Origin of the sequence: Tenacibaculum mesophilum (genome assembly GCF_003867075.1) — a bacterium.
GTDB lineage: Bacteria > Bacteroidota > Bacteroidia > Flavobacteriales > Flavobacteriaceae > Polaribacter > Polaribacter mesophilus.
The window spans coordinates 365018-385194 of record NZ_CP032544.1 but is presented as its reverse complement, the minus strand read 5'-3'; the positions used below and the strand labels follow the sequence as shown (position 1 = coordinate 385194).

General features: G+C 31.8%; 20 protein-coding genes. 6 read left to right on the top strand and 14 right to left on the bottom strand.

Annotated features, from left to right (window positions below):
• Positions 1-15 precede the first annotated feature (15 nt).
• From argS to D6200_RS01825, 3 genes are all read left to right on the top strand, one after another.
• A complete protein-coding gene (argS, locus tag D6200_RS01835) occupies positions 16-1788 on the top strand; it encodes an arginine--tRNA ligase (protein WP_073183751.1) in 1773 nt (590 codons plus the stop codon).
• A 34-nt stretch (positions 1789-1822) separates the two neighbouring features.
• A complete protein-coding gene (gene lpdA, locus D6200_RS01830; RefSeq protein ID WP_073183753.1) occupies positions 1823-3211 on the top strand; it encodes a dihydrolipoyl dehydrogenase in 1389 nt (462 codons plus the stop codon).
• Between the two features lie 63 nt (positions 3212-3274).
• A complete protein-coding gene (locus D6200_RS01825) occupies positions 3275-3727 on the top strand; it encodes a hypothetical protein (protein ID WP_047789091.1) in 453 nt (150 codons plus the stop codon).
• Positions 3728-3971: 244 nt separating this feature from the next.
• On the opposite strand, the gene D6200_RS01820 is transcribed toward D6200_RS01825, so the two are convergent.
• The 12 genes from D6200_RS01820 to D6200_RS01765 all read right to left on the bottom strand — a co-directional run bounded on the left by D6200_RS01820 (position 3972) and on the right by D6200_RS01765 (position 13458).
• A complete protein-coding gene (locus tag D6200_RS01820) occupies positions 3972-5417 on the bottom strand; it encodes a hypothetical protein (RefSeq protein ID WP_073183754.1) in 1446 nt (481 codons plus the stop codon).
• A gap of 331 nt (positions 5418-5748) precedes the next feature.
• Positions 5749-7440: an energy-dependent translational throttle protein EttA gene (gene ettA / locus D6200_RS01815; protein WP_073183757.1), complete on the bottom strand. Its 1692-nt coding sequence runs from the start codon at positions 7438-7440 to the stop codon at positions 5749-5751.
• Between the two features lie 19 nt (positions 7441-7459).
• Positions 7460-7636, bottom strand: coding sequence for a CAL67264 family membrane protein (locus tag D6200_RS01810; protein WP_239180883.1), 177 nt, complete (start codon positions 7634-7636; stop codon positions 7460-7462).
• 136 nt (positions 7637-7772) lie between these two features.
• Positions 7773-9797, bottom strand: a complete 2025-nt coding sequence (locus D6200_RS01805; RefSeq protein ID WP_047789095.1) for an NADPH-dependent 2,4-dienoyl-CoA reductase — start codon at positions 9795-9797, stop codon at positions 7773-7775.
• Between the two features lie 125 nt (positions 9798-9922).
• Positions 9923-10396 (bottom strand): hypothetical protein, encoded by a 474-nt coding sequence (locus tag D6200_RS01800; RefSeq protein ID WP_047789096.1) that lies wholly within the window; start codon positions 10394-10396, stop codon positions 9923-9925.
• A 204-nt stretch (positions 10397-10600) separates the two neighbouring features.
• On the bottom strand, positions 10601-11041 hold the full coding sequence (locus tag D6200_RS01795; protein WP_082118638.1) for a MarR family winged helix-turn-helix transcriptional regulator: 441 nt from the start codon (positions 11039-11041) through the stop codon (positions 10601-10603).
• A gap of 49 nt (positions 11042-11090) precedes the next feature.
• Complete coding sequence (locus D6200_RS01790; RefSeq protein WP_047789098.1) at positions 11091-11339, bottom strand: glutaredoxin family protein; 249 nt, start codon at positions 11337-11339, stop codon at positions 11091-11093.
• A 94-nt stretch (positions 11340-11433) separates the two neighbouring features.
• Positions 11434-11715: a GNAT family N-acetyltransferase gene (locus D6200_RS01785; protein WP_073183761.1), complete on the bottom strand. Its 282-nt coding sequence runs from the start codon at positions 11713-11715 to the stop codon at positions 11434-11436.
• Between the two features lie 2 nt (positions 11716-11717).
• Entirely contained in the window at positions 11718-12149 is a 432-nt protein-coding gene (locus tag D6200_RS01780) for a (4Fe-4S)-binding protein (RefSeq protein ID WP_073183763.1), read from the bottom strand.
• A 17-nt stretch (positions 12150-12166) separates the two neighbouring features.
• Positions 12167-12697, bottom strand: a complete 531-nt coding sequence (locus D6200_RS01775; protein ID WP_073183765.1) for an NADPH-dependent FMN reductase — start codon at positions 12695-12697, stop codon at positions 12167-12169.
• Positions 12698-13108, bottom strand: a complete 411-nt coding sequence (locus D6200_RS01770; RefSeq protein ID WP_047789102.1) for an OsmC family protein — start codon at positions 13106-13108, stop codon at positions 12698-12700.
• A complete protein-coding gene (locus tag D6200_RS01765) occupies positions 13108-13458 on the bottom strand; it encodes a DoxX family protein (protein WP_047789103.1) in 351 nt (116 codons plus the stop codon). Before D6200_RS01765 ends, D6200_RS01770 begins: the two co-directional genes overlap by 1 nt.
• Before the next feature lie 224 nt (positions 13459-13682).
• Here D6200_RS01765 and D6200_RS15540 point away from each other — a divergent pair, with 224 nt between their 5' ends.
• Together D6200_RS15540 and D6200_RS01755 are read left to right on the top strand one after the other, a co-directional pair.
• Positions 13683-14576: a bifunctional helix-turn-helix transcriptional regulator/GNAT family N-acetyltransferase gene (locus D6200_RS15540; RefSeq protein ID WP_083574824.1), complete on the top strand. Its 894-nt coding sequence runs from the start codon at positions 13683-13685 to the stop codon at positions 14574-14576.
• Positions 14573-14965: a cupin domain-containing protein gene (locus tag D6200_RS01755; RefSeq protein ID WP_240627194.1), complete on the top strand. Its 393-nt coding sequence runs from the start codon at positions 14573-14575 to the stop codon at positions 14963-14965. The genes D6200_RS15540 and D6200_RS01755 overlap by 4 nt, the downstream gene beginning before the upstream one ends.
• A 193-nt stretch (positions 14966-15158) precedes the next feature.
• Here the strand turns inward: D6200_RS01755 and D6200_RS01750 are convergent, their stop codons facing one another.
• Both D6200_RS01750 and aceB read right to left on the bottom strand, forming a co-directional pair.
• Entirely contained in the window at positions 15159-16790 is a 1632-nt protein-coding gene (locus D6200_RS01750; RefSeq protein WP_073183768.1) for an isocitrate lyase, read from the bottom strand.
• Positions 16791-16926: 136 nt separating this feature from the next.
• Positions 16927-18522, bottom strand: coding sequence for a malate synthase A (gene aceB, locus D6200_RS01745; protein ID WP_073183770.1), 1596 nt, complete (start codon positions 18520-18522; stop codon positions 16927-16929).
• Between the two features lie 155 nt (positions 18523-18677).
• Here aceB and D6200_RS01740 point away from each other — a divergent pair, with 155 nt between their 5' ends.
• Entirely contained in the window at positions 18678-20156 is a 1479-nt protein-coding gene (locus D6200_RS01740; protein WP_073183773.1) for a helix-turn-helix domain-containing protein, read from the top strand.
• Positions 20157-20177: the final 21 nt, after the last annotated feature.

Below are 20177 nucleotides of genomic sequence, written 5' to 3'. Positions count from 1 at the left end.
AATTAAAAAGAACCAATGAATATTCAATCGTTAATAGAAACGAAAGTAAAAGAAGGATTTTTAGCCTTGTATGATGTAGAAATTCCTAGTGTAGAATTTCAAGCAACCCGTAAAGATTTTGAAGGTGACATTACAGTAGTTGTCTTCCCATTACTACGGTACAAAAAAGGAAATCCTGTTCAAATTGGTGAAGATTTAGGAAAATATTTAGTCGAGAACATCAACGAAATTACTAGCTACAATGTCGTAAAAGGTTTTTTAAACTTAGTGGTTGATGATTCTTTCTATGTAAACTTTTTTAATCAAATAGCTACTGATGCAACTTATGGCTTTGTAAAAGAAGACAAAACAGATGCACGTATGGTGGAATATTCTTCTCCTAACACGAACAAACCTTTGCACTTAGGACATGTTCGTAATGTTTTGTTAGGATATTCAGTTGCAGAAATTTTAAAAGCTGCGGGACATAAGGTTTACAAAACACAAATTATCAACGATCGTGGTATCCATATTTGTAAGTCTATGTTGGCTTGGAAAAAATTTGGAGAAGGAGAAACTCCTGAATCTACTGGATTAAAAGGCGATAAACTGGTTGGAAATTACTATGTAAAATTCGATCAAGAATATAAAAAAGAAATTAGCAACCTAGTCGCTTCTGGTGTTTCTGAAGACGATGCTAAAAAGCAAGCTCCTTTATTTGTTGAAGCACAAGAAATGTTACGTAAGTGGGAAGCTGGTGATAAGGAAGTTGTTGCTCTTTGGGAAATGATGAACGGATGGGTATACAAAGGTTTCGACGTTACTTATGAAAACATCGGAGTTAACTTTGATAAATTATACTATGAAAGTAACACCTATTTATTAGGAAAAGATATTATTGAGGAAGGTTTACAAAACGGAGTTTTCTTCAAAAAAGAAGACGGTTCTGTTTGGTGTGATTTAACTGACGAAGGACTAGATGAAAAACTAGTATTACGTTCAGACGGAACTGCGGTGTATATGACCCAAGACATTGGAACTGCCATCCAACGTTCTAAAGATTTTCCTGATGTAAACGGAATGGTATATACCGTAGGTAACGAACAAGATTATCACTTTAAAGTGTTGTTCTTAATCTTACAAAAGCTAGGATACTCTTGGGCTAAACAATTATTCCACTTAAGTTACGGAATGGTAGATTTACCTTCTGGAAAAATGAAATCTCGTGAAGGAACTGTAGTAGATGCTGATGATTTAATGAACGAAATGACCAATACAGCTCGTGAAATTTCACAAGAGTTAGGTAAGTTAGAAGGGTATTCTACTGAGGAAAAAGAGGAATTATATAAAATTATCGGATTAGGAGCTTTAAAATACTTCATTTTAAAGGTAGATCCTAAAAAGAGAATTTTGTTTGACCCACAAGCATCGGTAGATTTCCAAGGAAACACAGGTCCGTTTGTACAATATACTTATGCAAGAATTCAATCAATCTTACGTAAAGCTGATTTCGATTATTCTTCATCTGTATCAGTAGAATTACACGAGAAAGAAAAAGAATTAATCAAACAATTAGAACAATATCCTGAAGTCATTCAGCAAGCAGCAAGTAATTATTCGCCTGCTGTGATTGCTAATTATACCTACGACTTGGTAAAAGAGTTCAACTCATTCTATCAAAATGTATCCATTTTAGGAGAAGAAAATCAAGATAAAAAAGTATTTAGAGTTCAGTTATCTAAAAAAGTAGCTGACACTATAAAATCTGCATTCAAATTATTAGGAATTCAAGTTCCTGAAAGAATGTAATAAATTAACAAACAACAAGTAAAAAGTAAACAACATGAAATACGACGTACTAATAATTGGAAGTGGTCCTGGAGGTTATGTAACTGCAATTAGAGCATCTCAATTAGGGTTTAAAACCGCTGTAGTTGAAAAGGAAAACTTAGGTGGAATTTGCTTAAACTGGGGATGTATTCCTACCAAAGCATTATTAAAATCTGCACAAGTATATGATTATTTAAAACATGTTGATGAGTATGGTTTAAAAGCAGAAGCTATCGATAAAGATTTCGAAGCTGTTATTAAACGTAGTCGTGGTGTTGCTGAAGGAATGAGCAAAGGTGTTCAGTTCTTAATGAAGAAAAACAAAATTGATATCATCGACGGTTTTGGAAAGGTTAAACCTGGAAAAAAAGTAGATGTTACTGATAAAGATGGTAAAGTAACTGAGTATTCGGCAGATCATATTATCATTGCTACTGGAGCTCGTTCTCGTGAGTTACCAAGTTTACCTCAAGACGGTAAAAAAGTAATTGGTTACCGTGAAGCTATGAGCTTACCAACGCAACCTAAATCGATGATTGTTGTAGGTTCAGGTGCTATTGGAGTTGAGTTTGCTCACTTCTATAACTCAATGGGAACTGATGTAACTGTTGTTGAATTTATGCCAACAATTGTTCCTGTTGAAGATAAAGATGTTTCTAAACAAATGGAGCGTTCTTTCAAAAAAGCGGGAATTAAAGTAATGACAAGTTCTTCTGTAGAGTCTGTTGATACGTCTGGTGACGGGGTAAAAGCAACTGTAAAAACTAAAAAAGGAGAAGAAGTTTTAGAAGCTGATATCATTTTATCTGCTGTTGGAATTAAAACAAATATTGAAAACATCGGTTTAGAAGATGTTGGAATTATTACTGATAGAGATAAAATCTTAGTAAACGACTGGTACCAAACGAACATTCCAGGATACTATGCGATTGGAGATGTAACTCCTGGTCCGGCATTAGCACACGTTGCTTCAGCAGAAGGAATTACTTGTGTTGAAAAAATAGCTGGCTTACATACTGAAGCTATTGACTATGGAAACATTCCTGGTTGTACCTATGCTACTCCTGAGATTGCTTCTGTTGGTTTAACTGAAGAGCAAGCAAAGGAAAAAGGTTACGAATTAAAGATTGGTAAATTCCCTTTCTCTGCATCTGGTAAGGCTAAAGCTGCTGGAACTCCTGACGGATTTGTAAAAGTTATTTTTGATGCTAAGTACGGTGAATGGTTAGGATGCCATATGATTGGTGCTGGTGTTACCGATATGATTGCTGAAGCTGTTTTAGGCCGTAAATTAGAAACTACTGGTCATGAAGTATTAAAAGCAATTCATCCACACCCAACTATGAGTGAAGCTGTTATGGAAGCTGTTGCTGACGCTTATGATGAAGTAATCCACTTATAAAATTCTCAAACTTTATATAACTATAACCTCGTCATTTTTGGCGAGGTTTTTTTATATTTGAATATGAAAAAAATACTCCCAATATTCGTTTTATTATGCTGTTTTTATTCTTGTAAAACAGAAGAAAAAAAAACTCCTTTAAACCCATTAACGGTTCCCTTAAACGAACGTCCTATACCAAAACTTCCAAATACTAGAAATATTTCTACTAATGTTATTGGAGGTGCACATTATATATGCCCTAACAAATGTAAAGGAGGAACTTCAAGTGTTCAAGGCACCTCTTGCCCTGTTTGTAAAACTCCTCTTGCTCATAACCAAGGCTTTCATAATACCCAAAACAAAACTTCGAACTCACCAATATCAACACCTGTAACGCCCCCCACTTCTGGTCCAAATGCAGCAGGACAATATCATTATACTTGTTCTAACGGTTGTACTATTGGTTCAGATAATTCAGGTCAATGTAAGAGTTGTGGTGGAAAGCTAGTTCATAACGCTGCTTTTCATAGTTAAAAAATAATATTTTAAACCTCATATAATAATGAGGTTTTGTTTTTTATATGTCTTATCTTTTGTTCTCTATAATTACTTTTTTGTTATTGATTTTTATGAAGTGTACCTATAGCTATTGTTCATATACAAGTGTTATCCATAATAAAATACTGTTAATAGTGAAGTATTTATAATTCCATTATAATAAATGAAACTCTCTTCTTTTGAATTCTAGTTACTTTTTAATACGAGCCCTATTTTCTAGCTAAATAAGTGATTTTCTTAACCCCTCTTCTACATTCTTCCACAAAAAGTTCCAAAAAGAACGAGTTTGATCTCTTTCAAAGTTTTTTATTTCTACCTTTTCTAATTTATTTTTTGAAGAATTTTTCACAAATAAATTAGCTAACCAAGAAACTACTTTTTTTACTCCTTTTTGCTTATTGAGCATTTTCAACTCAAGGTTTTTAAATGCTATAGCAAAATCTCCATTAGAAAAATTATCATTACCATAAAAATTAAAAAACAGCTTATCTATTTTACCTTCGCACTTTATATTTAGTGCAGGCTCTATAAATGAGTTTATATTTTTTGAACTTACTTCATAAAGTTTTCCTTTAATTGTAAAAGCATCATTAACATCTGCTATATTGAATCTCCAATCAATTGATAAAGGAGATGTTCCCATAAAGTCACTTTTAATCTTAACAATTGTAGTTGGAATGCTATCTTTTATTTTAACATTTGTCAAGTTAGTTACAATTGCATCAATGTTTTCAAAACTTACCAATCCTGCTTTTCTTTCCTTATTAGTTAGCTCTTCATAAGTAATTTTAGTATCCTTTATTTTAATACTATCAATTACAAAATTAATTGGTAGTTCTCTTAGACTCTTACTATATAAGTCTTTTCTTTTGTTTCTATGATTAAGAACTGTTGCATCTAGGTATACACCAAAGTCTCCATCACTTATTAATATTTTGTCAATAGTAAAAAGTAACTTTTTTTTATTTGTTAATTTTATTTTAGGTACTTCTATTTTTTTAATAAATAAATCTAATATATCCTTTTCATAAGGAACATGATATATGTAGTTCTTTCTAGGTTTAAGAGGAGTAATTTTCACACTATCAAGTTTAAGAAAATTATCCTCCAATTTAAGATTAGCTATGCTATAAGATTGAATTTCTGAACCCTGTGCATCAAAAGCATTAAGCTTCAATGAAATTTTTTCATATAGAAAAGGAATTGTCGTTTTTAAATCTTTTGAGTATTCTAATTTTGTAAGTTTTAACCTATAGTTATCTATAGTAATAGGGTAATTTTTATCATTTATAATAGCTAAAGCTGAATTTTTAATTTCTAACTCATCAATAGTTATTGGCATTCTCTTTTTTTTATGTGTGGTATCTTTTTCCTTAGCATTAAATATATCTTTAGGTATTTTTCCTTTTATAATAGAACTATTTAAGACTATTTTATCGATTGATAGTTTATCTTTAATAAAGTAAGCATAATAAGAAACTCCTTTTACACTTAAGTTATTTATTTTAAGATGTATACTATCTTTTTCTAAAAAAAAATCATCAATACTAATATTACCTAATAATACATTAGCTTTTACTTTTCCTGTATAATTAATATGTTTTTTAACTAAGGTTTCTGTCAGTTTTTTTTCAATTTTACCTGCTGCTATATAGTTCAGACTCAAAATTAAGACCGAAAATAGGACTACTATTATTACAATTATTTTTATTGTTTTTTTTATCACAGCAAATTTTAAATTTTGTTAAACTTAGTTAATTATTTATTTTTTTTACATTTAAAACCCTTTGAAACATTTAAAAAAAATATTTAATTCTATTTTTATTGAATATTTTTCATTTCGGCATAATAGTTGTTACTAACAAAACATTAACATAATAACTACTACTATGGAAAACTATCTACTAAAACAGTTTTGCAATTTGAGGGGATGATTGTTATTGAAAAAGAAAAACTCGAAGTTAATAGCTTCGAGTTTTATTTTATAAATGTTTTATTTACCTGATTAACTTCTTATATTTAATTCGCTTAGGCATTAAATCTCCTCCTAAACGCTTCTTCTTGTTCTCTTCATAATCAGAGAAAGAACCTTCAAAGAAATACACTTGACTATCTCCTTCGAAAGCTAAGATATGTGTACAAATACGATCTAAAAACCATCTATCGTGCGAAATTACCACAGCACATCCTGCAAAATTTTCTAAACCTTCTTCTAAAGCTCGTAAAGTATTTACATCTAAATCGTTTGTTGGCTCATCTAATAACAATACGTTACCTTCTTCCTTTAACGTCATTGCTAAATGCAAACGGTTACGCTCCCCTCCTGATAAGGTTGCTACTTTTTTATTTTGCTCACTTCCCGAGAAGTTGAAACGACTTAAATAAGCTCTTGAATTTACTTGTTTACCTCCCATCATCACTAAATCTTGACCTTCAGAGAAGTTCTCCCAAATAGATTTTTCTGGGTCAATATTAGAATGTGACTGATCTACATAAGCTATTTTAGCTGTTTCCCCTACTTTAAAGCTTCCCGCATCAGGAGTTTCTTCTCCCATGATCATTCTAAAAATAGTGGTTTTACCAGCTCCGTTCGGACCAATAATTCCTACAATTCCGGCTTGTGGTAGGTTGAACTCTAAATTTTCGTATAATAATTTGTCTTCATAAGCTTTAGAAACACCTGTAGCTTCTATTACGTTCGTTCCTAAACGAGGACCATTAGGAATGTATATTTCTAATTTTTCTTCCGTCTGCTTCTGATCTTGACTCATTAACTTTTCATAGTTCTTCAAACGTGCTTTTTGCTTTGTTTGACGACCTTTTGCTCCTTGACGTACCCATTCTAACTCTCGTTCTAAAGTTTTTTGACGCTTAGAGGCTGTTTTACTTTCTTGAGCTAAACGTTTAGATTTTTGGTCTAACCAAGATGAATAGTTTCCTTTCCATGGAATACCTTCACCTCTATCCAATTCTAAAATCCAACCTGCAACGTTATCTAAGAAATAACGGTCGTGTGTTACTGCAATTACCGTTCCTTTATATTGTGCTAAATGATGCTCTAACCAATGTACAGATTCTGCATCTAAGTGGTTGGTAGGCTCATCTAATAATAAAATTTCTGGTTCTTGTAATAATAAACGACATAAGGCAACACGACGACGCTCTCCTCCAGATAATACTCCGATTTTCTTATCTCCTTCTGGCGTACGCAAAGCATCCATCGCTATTTCTAACTTAGTATCTAATTCCCATGCATTAGAAGCATCAATCTTATCTTGTAGTTCAGCTTGACGATCCATTAACTTTTGCATCTTATCTGCATCAGAATATACTTCTTCTAAGCCAAACATATCGTTTATTTTGTTGTATTCATCTAAAATAGCAACTGTTTCTGCTACTCCTTCTTTAACAACTTCTAAAACGGTTTTATCTTCGTCTAACTGAGGTTCTTGTTCTAAATATCCTACTTTATAACCTGGAGAGAACGTAACATCTCCTTGGTAGTTTTTTTCTACTCCTGCTATAATTTTTAACAAAGTAGACTTACCTGAACCGTTTAAACCTAAAATACCAATTTTAGCTCCATAAAAGAAACTTAAATAGATATCTTTAAGAACCTGTTTTCCTGTACTTTGGTAGGTCTTAGAGACCTTATTCATTGAAAAAATGACTTTTTTATCGTCGCTCATTTCTCTATATTTTCTTTAATTAAACTCTTCCTTTTAGGGCATTAAACACCCATGCATTTGCAAAAAAACCTAAACCAACAGCTCCAAATCCATACCCTGCTATTTCATCATATTTAAATACTGCTAATCCAATAAGTAAAACCCCCATTAATACCATTATAAGCGTTGCCCAACCTAGGACAGTGTTTTTGTTCATTGCCATAATTTACTTTTTTCAATAAAATGTGAGCTACAAATATCGGTAATTATTTAGACTTATTCACTGTAGTTTTACGCATAAAAAAAGTCTTGCATTGGCAAGACTTTTTTAGTGATTTTAAATTTATATACTACTAGAGTTCAGCAGCTAATCTACTTCCTTGGTTTATGGCTCTCTTTGCATCTAATTCTGCCGCAACATCAGCTCCTCCAATTACATGTACTTTCATTCCTTTGGCTTCTAATGGCTCTAACAATTCTTTAAATGGAACTTGACCTGCACAAATAATCACATTATCAACTGGTAATACTTTTTGTTCTTCATTTTGAACATAGTGTAAACCTTCATCATCTATTTTTGTATACTGTACTTCATTTATAAATTGTACTTTTTTTCTTTTTAATACTGAACGATGAATCCATCCTGTAGTTTTTCCTAAATTTCCTCCAAACTTTCCTGAACTACGTTTAAACATATATATTTCTCTTGGTGAAGGATGAACTTCAGGAGTAACACCTTCTATTCCTGCACGTGATTTTAATGTTTTATCAATACCCCATTCCTTTAACCAAGCATCTATATTTTGAGAAGTACTCTCTCCTTCATGAGCTAAATATTCTGAAACGTCAAAACCAATTCCTCCCGCTCCAATAACCGCAACACGTTTACCTACAGGTTTCTTTAATTTCACAACATCAATATAACTCAATACTTTTTCATGATCAACCCCTTCTATTCTTGGGGTTCTCGGTGTAATTCCAGTTGCTAAAACAACCTCATCAAAATTACCATTGTATAAATCTTCAGCAGTAACCCTTGTGTTTAACTTTACATTTACCTTATGCAATTCTAATTGCTTATTAAAGTAACGAATGGTTTCATAAAACTCTTCTTTTCCTGGAATTTGTTTTGCTATATTAAACTGACCTCCTGTTTCTTTATCGGCATCAAATAAGGTTACATCGTGCCCTCTTTGAGCTGCTACTGTTGAAGCTGCTAAACCAGCTGGTCCTGCTCCTACAATTGCTATTTTTTTCTTTTTTGAAGTTAGATTGTAGTTAAGTTCTGTTTCGTGACATGCTCTTGGGTTTACCAAGCAACTTGCTACTTTCTTTTGAAATGCATGGTCTAAACAAGCTTGATTACAAGCTATACAAGTATTTATTTCATCTATTCTTTCTTCTTTAGCTTTGTTTACCCATTCTGGATCTGCTAAAAATGGGCGTGCCATTGAAATCATATCTGCATGTCCTTCTGCCAAAACTTTTTCAGCAGTATCTGGCATATTTATTCGGTTAGAAGTAACTAATGGAATAGATAGTTCTTCTTTCATTTTTTTGGTTACCCAAGTAAACGCAGCTCTAGGTACTGAGGTTGCAATAGTAGGAATTCGTGCTTCATGCCATCCAATACCTGTATTGATAATAGTAGCCCCAGCTTTTTCTATTTCTTTTCCTAACTGTACTACTTCTTCCCAAGAACTTCCTTGTTCTACCAAATCTAGCATCGATAAACGATAGATAATGATAAAGTTCTCTCCAACAGCTTCTCTAATTTTTCGAACCAATTCTACTGCTAAACGAATTCTATTTTCATACTTACCTCCATAATCGTCGGTTCTTTTATTAGTTCTCGTTACTATAAACTGATTAATTAAATATCCTTCAGACCCCATGATTTCTACACCATCATATCCTGCTTCTTGTGATAATTTAGCACAGTTTACAAAGTCTTTTACTGTTCTTCGTATTCCCGATTGCTTTAATGCAAATGGTTTGAAAGGCGTTATTGGTGATTTGATTTTTGAAGGTGCCACATTAAATGGGTGGTATCCATAACGTCCTGAGTGTAAAATTTGCATACATATTTTACCGCCCTCTTTATGAACTGCTTCTGTAATTACTTTGTGTTCACGGGCATGCTTTTTTGTACTCATACGGGCAGAAAAAGGTGCTGTCCATCCTTGAATATTCGGTGCAATTCCTCCTGTAACAATCAAACCTACCCCACCACGTGCACGCTCTGCATAGTAAGAAGCAATGCGTTTAATTCCATTTTTTTCTTCTTCTAAACCAGTATGCATAGATCCCATTAACACTCGATTTTTTAAAGTAGTGAAACCTAAATCTAACGGCTCAAAAATATGTTTGTATTTCATTGTTGAATTTTTATAAAATATTATGCATGCATAACAAATTGCAAGATACATATTTTTTATTATATTTTTTTTATACAAAAAGACCCTATACAATGTATAGGGTCTTTTTATACTTTTAGGTATTTTTACCACCAAAATATTATGATTAAACCATTTGAACATATAATGATTATAATAATCCTAACTTTGGTTCCATCGTTTAATTCGGCTTCAAACCTGTAAACTGGTTGTCTTTGATACTCATGAGGTACTTGTATCACATTACCATCTTTCATTCTGTGCTCTGCCAAACCAACACCTGAAAATTCATCTTTTACGATACGGTAACTTTTTAAATCTTCTTTTTTAAGGTTTCCTCTTTCTAAAAATAAATCTAAAGTAGGTTTTTCTAGCCCATTTGGATTCATTGGGTATTCATCTGCTCTAACTACTCCGTAATCTTCATGATAATCTAGCTTTAAGTCTTCTGCTGATTTTGCTGCTTTAGTATCTAAAGTTTCTGTTTGAGTTTCGTCTAATAATACAGTTTCTTCATTTTGACATGATGTAAATACCATAAAAAAGATACTTACAAACATTAGGGTTTTTAAAGTCTTCATAAAATTGAGTTTGGGTTAATTAATCAACTCAAATATATCTAAGCATTATTTAGGAATACCTAGGTAAAAGACTACTTATAACACAAGATAAACCTCTTATTTTTAAAAGGATAATAACTTTTTTATACACTCATGTAATTTCTATTTCTTAAAAGGCGTATTTTTTAATCTATATTTCCCTTTTATTAACTATAAACACAAAATCTATTGTCTAATTTTATCTAGTAAACCACTAAGTTGTGTAGCTTCTTCTTCCGTTAAATTTTCAATAAAATCTAAATGTAACTTATCATCTATTGCTTTTAATAACTTTTTTCCTTGTTGCGTAATACTTATATAAACTACTCTTCTATCATGCTTACATCTTTCACGATCTATTAAATTCTTCTCGTATAATTTATCCATTAATCTCGTAGCATTTGGAGCTCGTTCAATCATTCTATCTTTTATTGTTTGAACTTTTATCGCTTCTTTTGCTCCTCTTAAAATACGAAGAATATTAAATTGTTGAGATGAAATACTGTACTGCTTAAAAAACTCATTTTCTTGACTGTTTATCCAATTGGCAGTGTATTTAATATTTATAAACGCTTTAATTTTATTATTTGGAAACTTTGAATTAATATCTTTTGAAATATCTCCCATTGCTTTGGTAATTAGCTGTTAGCTATTAGCCTTTTTTATTAAAATAAGATTATCCTTTTAACTTTAAGTCTTGCATTAATTTGTTGAAAGTATCTGATGATGGTGTCAGATACACTTCATCATCAACAAATAGCGTTGGATATTTAACTTGACCTTCATATAATTCTTTCGTGTGTTCTTTTGCTTCATCATCAACAGAAACATCTTTATATTCAAATGGTACTTCTGCAGATTTTAAAAAGTTTTTATATGCAACTGTATGTGCATGTCCTTTTCTACCATATAAAACTATCTTCATTTTTAACCTCCTTATTTTGAGTACAAAAATACAAAACACACATTTATATACCAAGGAATATAAATTCTTTACAAATATTGAAAAGGAATTTTATTTAAGCTAAAACGTCTGAGTATTCAGGCTTTTTATCAAAAACTGATTTAGCAAATGGGCATAATGGAAGAATTTTGATATTTTTACTTCTAGCAAAATTTACCGAGGCTGCTACCAACTTATATCCTACTCCTTTTCCTCTTAAATCATCACCAACTTCAGTATGATCTATAATTAATTTATCCTTACCTGCCCAAGTATACGTCATTAAAGCAGCTCTATTCCCTTCAACTTCAATATAGAACTCTCCTTTTTTATCATTGTCTTCTTGCTGTACTTTCATAATTACCCTTTAAACTCAACTTTTACATGTGTACCATCACAATATGGTTTGTTATGAGAAGCCCCACACCTGCAAAAAGCAGTTGTTTTATTTTTCTTTTCTGTTGTACCATCCAGATTAGTTACATGCAGAGTTCCGTAAATTAATAAAGGACCATCTTCTAATGCTTCTACCTTAGTTTCTGTATGAGCTGCTGCTTGACTCCCTTCTCTTTTTGAAATATATGATAAAGCTCCTGATGGGCATTCCTCTACTTGCTTTTTAATTCTTTCTGTAGTAGCTCCATCCATCTTAATCCAAGGTCTATTTTGTGGATTAAAAACCTGTATCAAACCTTTCCAACATTTTTTTGAATGGATACATTTGTTTGGCTTCCAAACTACAGTAATATCATTATTACTATAGTTCTTTACAATTTCCTTTGCTTCTGACATAACTTAAAATTTTATGTTTATACTGCTTTTTGGAAAGTTGTAACTGCTTCTTTTATTTCTTCATTAAACTCCTCATTTACAATCCTTCCGTCATTAAAGTTATCATAAAATTTCGGTAAAGAAAAATCTGCTATAACATTTGCTCCCATATGAGGAAATCCATTTTTAGCTATTGCCATTGACGACGCCCCTCCTCTACCTCCAGGAGAAGTTGATAATAATAGCATTGGTTTATTATGCCATATTTTTTGTTCTATACGCGACATCCAGTCTATAATATTCTTAAAAGCTACCGTAAAATTACCATTATGTTCTGCTAACGATACAGCTATTCCATCTGCTTCTTTAATTTTTTCTAGAAATATTGCGGCATTTTCTGGTACACCTTCTTCTATTTCTTTATCAATTCCATAAATAGGTAATGGATAATCGTTTAAATCTAATACTGAAACTTCAATTCCACCTAATAAGCTAGAAGCATATGTTACTAATTGTTTGTTTATTGATTTTTTGCTGTTACTACCTGCGAAAGCGATTATTTTTTTCATCTATGTTGTTATTTTTGACTCAATTTCTGTTTCACCTTTCACCATTTTAGCTACTGGGCATTTACCTGCTATTTCTAATAGTTTAGTATGCTGCTCTTCTGTAACTTCTTTTTCGAATGAAATTTCTTCTACTAATGATTTTTTAATTCCTTCTGGAGTTAATTGTTCTTTTTGGCTAACATTTACTGTAACTTTTCCTAAGTCCCATCCTTTCCTCTCTGCATACATTCTCAAAGTAATAGACACACATCCACCAATTGCAGTTAGTAAATATTCTACTGGAGTTGGTCCATTATCGTCTCCTCCTTTGTCTAAAGGCTCATCAATAACAGCAAAATGATTTCTCATTTTTGCTTCTGCTAAGTAATTTCGGTCAGTTAAAGTAACTGTTGCTGTTGGATTGTTGCTCATTATATTTTTTTACTATAAATATACGAAACTATTAATAGTACGATTGCTATTACAGCTCCTGTTTGTTCTCCATCACCAATCATAAAATGAGCAAAAAAAGCTAGAATAAATGCAAAGAAAAAACCTGCATACGCCCATTCATTTAAAAACTTTCCTCTAAAAAACCATAAAGCTATTAAACCTAACAGCTTAGCTACTGCATATGGGTAAATAATGTATGTTGGGTACCCAAATGCTGTAAACATTTTAGCTACTTCTGCATGATTAAAAAAATACATTCCTGCTGAAAAAAACATTAATAATGTTAATAACCCTGTAGCTACATAAAAAATAATTTTATCTCTTTTCATTTTGTTTGTTATTAAAATTCATTTACAAATATATAAAAATATTTTTATTATTTTCCATGGAAAATATCACCTAGACACTTATCAACAATAATACACAAGGATTATAAATCAAAAAAAACATATATTTGTATTTATATAAGTACTTATATTTATTAAAAATGGACGCACTTAAAGGATTATGAGAAATTGGATTAGGTTCTAGGTTAAAAAGGACTAGCGAATACATGATGCGTGAAACACAATTGGTGTACGATGAGTTTAATATTCATTTTGACCCTTACCTATTTCCTACTTTTAAAATTATAAAAAACAAAGATGGTGTTACTAATACTGAGATTACCAACAGTTTAAAAACATCGCAGCCTGCTACTACTCAAGCTATTAATAAGCTTCATAAAAAAGGACTTATCACCCTCAAAGAAGATAAATCGGATAAGCGAAAAAAAGTTATTTTTATTTCTAACAAAGGAAAGCAGCTCATAGAGAATGTAACCCCTATATGGAACAGCATTGAACACACTATTAAAAAGTACACTAATATAAAGGCTGAATCACTAACTGAACTTATAAATGAATTAGAGACTAAGTTCGATGAAAAGTCTTTCAGCGAAGCTATTATAGAACATATAAAAATGAATACAACACAAAGTACTGTAACGATTACCACATTTAAGGAAGAATACAACTCATCTTTTTACAATCTGAACATTGAATGGTTACAAACATTTTTCTACGTAGAACCTTATGATGAGGAAGTTTTAAGCAATCCTCACAAATATATTATTGACAAAGGAGGACATATTTTCTTTGCTAAATTAAATAATGAAGTTGTAGGTACTGTAGCTTTAATGCCTATGAGTGAACCTAATGTTTATGAATTAACAAAAATGGCTGTTTCACCAAAACACAGGGGTTACAAAATAGGACAACAACTCATGCAACATTGTATTGATTTTGCAAAAGACAAACAGTTTGATAAATTGGTTTTATACTCAAACACGAAACTTGAAAACGCTATTTACATTTATAGAAAATTTGGCTTTTTAGAAATTCCTGTGGAAGAAGACTGCCCATACGAACGTTGTAATATTAAAATGGAATTAAAAACAAAGTCTTGATAACTTACGATATGGATACTACTCAAACAATTAACATCTTACAGGAAGCTGAAAAACTAAAAAAATACTTTTCTCCTAAAATAATTTCTGAAGTTAACAATGAATATGTTAAACTCGCCAAAATTAAAGGGGAAGATATTCCGTGGCATAATCATGAAAACGAAGATGAGCTTTTTTATATTATCGATGGAAGTCTTTTAATGGAAATAGAAAATCAACCTAGTTTTACGATGAAAAAAGGTGATTTATTTGTAGTTCCTAAAGGTGTAAATCACAGAGTTAGTTCTTCGGAAGATTGTTTAATTATGCTTATTGAAACAAAATCTACCAAACATACCGGTGACCTAATTACTCCTATTACGAAATCTATTGATAATCAAAAATATTAAAGCTCTTGTTGAAACATTATTATCAAAATGAAAAAGCTCTCTTTTAATAAGAGAGCTAACTACATCAAAATAAAATTTACAACTGCTAATTATAAACTCATACTATCAAATTAGTATGTAAAATTCCTGCTATGCAAACAAACAATTGAAACAAACCAAACATAACAGGAAGTTTACAAACAACTAAGATTTTTTATACTGCTACGGCACTTTCTTCTTCTATCCCTTTATCTTTTGTCCCTACTTCAAATTGATTAGATGTATTCTTTTCTCCACTAGCTTTTAACGCTTTATCTCCTGCGAAAAATGTTTTATGGTCGTCTCCTAAATCAGAACCAGCCATTCGTTGATGTTTTACACATGAAACTCCTTTTCTAATTTCTTGTCGTTGCACTCCTCTTACATACGCTAACATTCCATCTTCTCCGAAATAACCTTCTGTTAAATCATTCATATGTAGCGCTGTTGTATGGTATGTTGGTAAGGTGATTAAATGATGGAAAATACCTGCTTCTCTTGCCCCATCTATTTGGAAAGTACGGATTTTCTCATCCGCTCTATGACACAATTCTGTACCATCATAAGCCGCATTCATTAAATTATTTCTGTCGTATCCTGTCATGTTTTCACCTTCAGCAACCATTTCATCATACACTTGATTACGGAAATTCAATGTCCAATTAAACGATGGTGAGTTATTGTACACCAACTTCGCATTAGGAACCACAGCTCTTACTCTATTTACCATATGAGCAATTTGCCCCACATGAGGCGTAGGCGTTTCAATCCATAACAAATCGGCTCCGTTTTGTAAGCTAGTAATACAATCTAGCACTACCCTATCAATATTCGTTCCTTCTCTAAACTTATACAAACCATTCGCCAAACGTACAGGGCGCACTAATTTTCCATCACGTTTTAGTAATACATCGTCTTCTTTTGCTTCATCAATTGTAATTTCTTCAGCTTCTACAAATGCTAAATATTGAGAAGCTAAATCTCCTGGTTCTTGACTTACAGGTAATTTTTGAGTTAATCCTGCTCCTTCCGAATCGGTTCTTGCTACAATAACTCCATCTTCTACGCCTAACTCTAAAAAGGCGTATCGAATTGCATTTAATTTTGCTATAAAGTCTTCGTGTGGCACGGTTACTTTTCCATCTTGATGCCCACATTGTTTAGCATCTGAAACTTGATTTTCTATCTGAATAGCACAAGCACCAGCCTGAATCATTTTTTTAGCTAACAAATACGTAGCTTCTTCATTTCCAAAACCAGCATCAATATCAGCAATAATTGGAACTATATGTGTTTCAAAATTATCAATTTCACTCTGTACATCTTCTCCGTTTTCTAATCTTCTAAATAAATCGTTTAATTCAATAGCATCTGCTTGACGTAGAAAATCATAAATCTCCTCAATTAACGCAGGAACTGCTGTTTTTTCATGCATCGATTGATCTGGTAATGGACCAAACTCTGAACGCAATGCAGCTACCATCCATCCTGAAAGATATAAATAACGTTTACTTGTTGTTTTGTGATGTTTTTTTACTGCAATCATTTTTTGTTGTGCTACAAATCCGTGCCAGCACCCCAATGACTGTGTATAATTAGATGAATCTGCATCGTAAGCCGCCATATCTTCTCTCATAATTGCAGCGGTATATCTAGCGATATCTAAACCTGTTTTAAAACGGTTTTGTGCTACCATTCTAGCAGCATTCTCTGGAGAAACTGAATTCCAAGTTGATCCAAACTTTTTCTTTAATTCTTTCACTGTTTGTAAAGCAGAACTATAATTAGCGTGTGCTAAATTTTTCATAATTTTGTAATTGATAAGGTTATTAATTTTTATTGATAGCTTGCCCTCTTAAATGTTGCCGCATTTTTGAGGGCTTTTTTCTCGATAATCGAGATTTAAATATTCAAGTCTAGTTTTTAATTTAAATTGCTTTTCTCTATAAATATTTATATGCCGGTAAGGTTAAGAACTCTACAAATTCTTTGTTTAAAATCAACTCGTCAAATAATTGAATAGCTAACTCAAACTTTCCGTTATTGTATCTGTCTTCACCTACATAACTTTTTATTTTTTTTAATTCTTCTTTTTTAAATTGCTCATACATTCCCTCTGTAAACGTTCTACCATCTTCAAGCATTACGTTTTTATGTAACCATTGCCATACTTGTGTTCGAGATATTTCAGCAGTTGCTGCATCTTCCATTAAATTATACAAGGCAGCTGCTCCTTGTCCCATTAACCACGACTCTACATACAAAATACCAACATTGATATTTTCTCGTATTCCTTGCTCAGTAATAGTACCTTCTGGTAATTCTACTAAATCTTTTTCTGTAATTGTTAGATCTTCTAGCTTTTTATCTATCTGATTCGCATTGGGCATTGTTGTATTAAAAACGTCCATTGCAATTGCTACTAAACCAGGATGCGCCACCCAAGTTCCGTCATGACCATTCCTAACTTCTTGCTCCTTATCTTTCTTAACCTTAGCAAAAGCTTCTTTATTCAACTCTTCATTATTCTTCACAGGAATTTGTGCTGCCATTCCTCCCATAGCATGTACACCTCGTTTGTGGCACGACTGAATAACTCGTAACGAATACGCCTTCATAAATGGGCTACTCATGGTTACTTGTGAACGGTTTGGCACAATAAAACCAGAATGATTTCTGAACTTTTTAATGTATGAAAAGATATAATCCCAACGACCACAGTTTAAACCAGCCATATGATCTTTTAACTCATAAATAATTTCATCCAACTGAAAACTTGCCGTAATTGTTTCTATTAATACTGTTGCTTTAATGGTTTTTTGTGGTACCTCCATATACTCTTGTGCAAACACAAAAACATCATTCCACCAACGCGCTTCTTTGTAATGTTCTAGTTTAGGTAAATAAAAATAGGTTGCACTCCCCTGTTCTCGTAAGGCTTTGATATTATGGAAAAAGTACAATCCAAAATCTACCAAAGAACCTGACATTTCTACGCCATCAATCAACAAATGTTTTTCATTTAAATGCAACCCTCTTGGTCTTACTAACAAGGTAGCTACTTTGTCTTTCAACTCATAGTTCTTATCTTTTGTTGTATTATAAAATGAAATTGTTTTATTTACTGCATCTCGTAAGTTTACCTGACCATCTAAAATATTTTGAATTGTAGGTGAATTACTATCTTCAAAATCTGCCATAAACGTTTTTGCTCCAGAATTTAATGCATTGATAATCATTTTACGCTCTACTGGCCCTGTAATTTCTACTCTCCTATCTAACAAATCTTCAGGTAACGGAGCACATACCCAATCGCTCTCTCTTATCTCTTTCGTTTCCAAAGGAAAAGAAGGATAGTTTCCTGCATCAAAATAAGCTTGTTCGATTTCTCTTTCAGCTAATAATTGAAGTCTTTGAGGATTAAATTTTTCTTGAAGTTGAATTAAAAATGCTTTGGCTTCATTGGTCAAAACACTTTTATACTCGGTTTGATCAAAACCTACACATTGAATTTCTTTTGCTAAAACATCTTGATTCATATCTATTTATTTTTTACTTATTGATTGACAGTTCAATATTAAAAAAAAGAACTCAAACAAAAAAGCGAACGTTCGCTAAAAACATGTAAATTACAAATTTTTATTAATTCGCTAATTTTTATACCTTTGAATTACGAATATTTTAATAAAACACATTGGAAGAAGAATATATCAGATTAGTTTTTGGGTTAAAACTGAAACAAATACGTACAGATAAAAATCTATCACTCTTTGGATTAGCTAAACTAACAGGATTATCAAAATCGTATTTAAACGAAATTGAGAAAGGAAAAAAGTATCCAAAAACTGATAAAATTGTTATTCTTTCTGAGAAGCTAGAAGTACCTTATGATCATTTGGTATCTCTAAAATTAGATAAAAACCTAGCCCCTATTGGTGAAATTTTACAATCGAAAATTTTAAAAGAGATTCCTCTTGACCTATTTGGTATTAAAGAAAATAATCTAATTGACATCATTGCCAATGCTCCTGCAAAGGTTAATGCTTTTATAAGTACCATTATTAAGATTTCTCAAAACTACAATTTAACAAGAGAGAGCTTTTTTCTTGCTGCATTACGTTCGTACCAAGAAGCACACAACAACTATTTTGAGGATATTGAAACAAAGGTTACAGATTTTATTAAGGCTTATCAAATCAATCCAAACAAACCTATTTCTTCAAAAGACTTAGAAGAAATTTTAATTGAAGAATACGGTTATACGATTGATAGCGAAGAACTATCTAAACATCAAAAATTATCTGAATTAAGAAACATCTATATTCCAAAAAACAAAACACTTCTTATATATAACGATATAAACGAAGCACAGAGAACATTCATTTTTGCTAAAGAAATAGCTTATAATTATTTACAAATTGAAAACAGGTTATATACATTTCCATGGATTAAATTTGACAGTTTTGATGAAGTATTAAATAATTTTGTAGCTTCTTACTTTGCAGGTGCTTTAATTATTCCGAAAGATGATTTAATTCAAAAACTAACACAACTTTTTTCTTTAAAAACTTGGCAACCTATACAATTGCACAAAATTATTAGAAGTTATAATTGTTCTGACGAAACGTTTTATCAACGTTTAACGAACATTTTACCAAGACATTTTAACATTAAGAACCTATTCTTTTTACGTTTTACTCATAAAGAAGGTTCTCTGGCACATAGACTTTCTAAAGAACTACATATTACACAACAACAGTCTCCTCACGCCAATCGTAACAATGAACATTATTGCAGAAGATGGATTGCCATTAAAACAATTCAGGATTTAGAAGTTTCAGAAGAAAAAAAATCTGCTTACGGAATTCAAATTTCGTCGTACGAAAATTCTCAAAAAGAGTATTTAGTACTTTCTGCGGCTACTGCCGATCCTTTTAAAGAAAAAATTAATCGTAGTGTTAGCATAGGTATGTTGCTTTCTCCACACTTAAAAAGAAAACTTCATTTTTTTAATGAAGATACTTTCACTAAAAAAACAGTAGGTGTTACTTGCGAAACATGCGCAGTACAAAACTGTAATGAACGGGTGGCAGAACCTTATATTTTAATAAAACAATCTAGAAATAAAGAAATAGAAAATACTGTTGAAAACATCATTCAATCGTATACCTAAACACCTTGTTTTGTACGTTGT

Coding starts and splice junctions, on each gene's coding strand:
- argS (WP_073183751.1), top strand. CDS start 16: ATGAATATTCAATCGTTAATAGAAACGAAAGTAAAAGAAGGATTTTTA.
- lpdA (WP_073183753.1), top strand. CDS start 1,823: ATGAAATACGACGTACTAATAATTGGAAGTGGTCCTGGAGGTTATGTA.
- D6200_RS01825 (WP_047789091.1), top strand. CDS start 3,275: ATGAAAAAAATACTCCCAATATTCGTTTTATTATGCTGTTTTTATTCT.
- ettA (WP_073183757.1), bottom strand. CDS start 7,440: ATGAGCGACGATAAAAAAGTCATTTTTTCAATGAATAAGGTCTCTAAG.
- D6200_RS01810 (WP_239180883.1), bottom strand. CDS start 7,636: ATGAACAAAAACACTGTCCTAGGTTGGGCAACGCTTATAATGGTATTA.
- D6200_RS01805 (WP_047789095.1), bottom strand. CDS start 9,797: ATGAAATACAAACATATTTTTGAGCCGTTAGATTTAGGTTTCACTACT.
- D6200_RS01800 (WP_047789096.1), bottom strand. CDS start 10,396: ATGAAGACTTTAAAAACCCTAATGTTTGTAAGTATCTTTTTTATGGTA.
- D6200_RS01795 (WP_082118638.1), bottom strand. CDS start 11,041: ATGGGAGATATTTCAAAAGATATTAATTCAAAGTTTCCAAATAATAAA.
- D6200_RS01790 (WP_047789098.1), bottom strand. CDS start 11,339: ATGAAGATAGTTTTATATGGTAGAAAAGGACATGCACATACAGTTGCA.
- D6200_RS01785 (WP_073183761.1), bottom strand. CDS start 11,715: ATGAAAGTACAGCAAGAAGACAATGATAAAAAAGGAGAGTTCTATATT.
- D6200_RS01780 (WP_073183763.1), bottom strand. CDS start 12,149: ATGTCAGAAGCAAAGGAAATTGTAAAGAACTATAGTAATAATGATATT.
- D6200_RS01775 (WP_073183765.1), bottom strand. CDS start 12,697: ATGAAAAAAATAATCGCTTTCGCAGGTAGTAACAGCAAAAAATCAATA.
- D6200_RS01770 (WP_047789102.1), bottom strand. CDS start 13,108: ATGAGCAACAATCCAACAGCAACAGTTACTTTAACTGACCGAAATTAC.
- D6200_RS01765 (WP_047789103.1), bottom strand. CDS start 13,458: ATGAAAAGAGATAAAATTATTTTTTATGTAGCTACAGGGTTATTAACA.
- D6200_RS15540 (WP_083574824.1), top strand. CDS start 13,683: ATGATGCGTGAAACACAATTGGTGTACGATGAGTTTAATATTCATTTT.
- D6200_RS01750 (WP_073183768.1), bottom strand. CDS start 16,790: ATGAAAAATTTAGCACACGCTAATTATAGTTCTGCTTTACAAACAGTG.
- aceB (WP_073183770.1), bottom strand. CDS start 18,522: ATGAATCAAGATGTTTTAGCAAAAGAAATTCAATGTGTAGGTTTTGAT.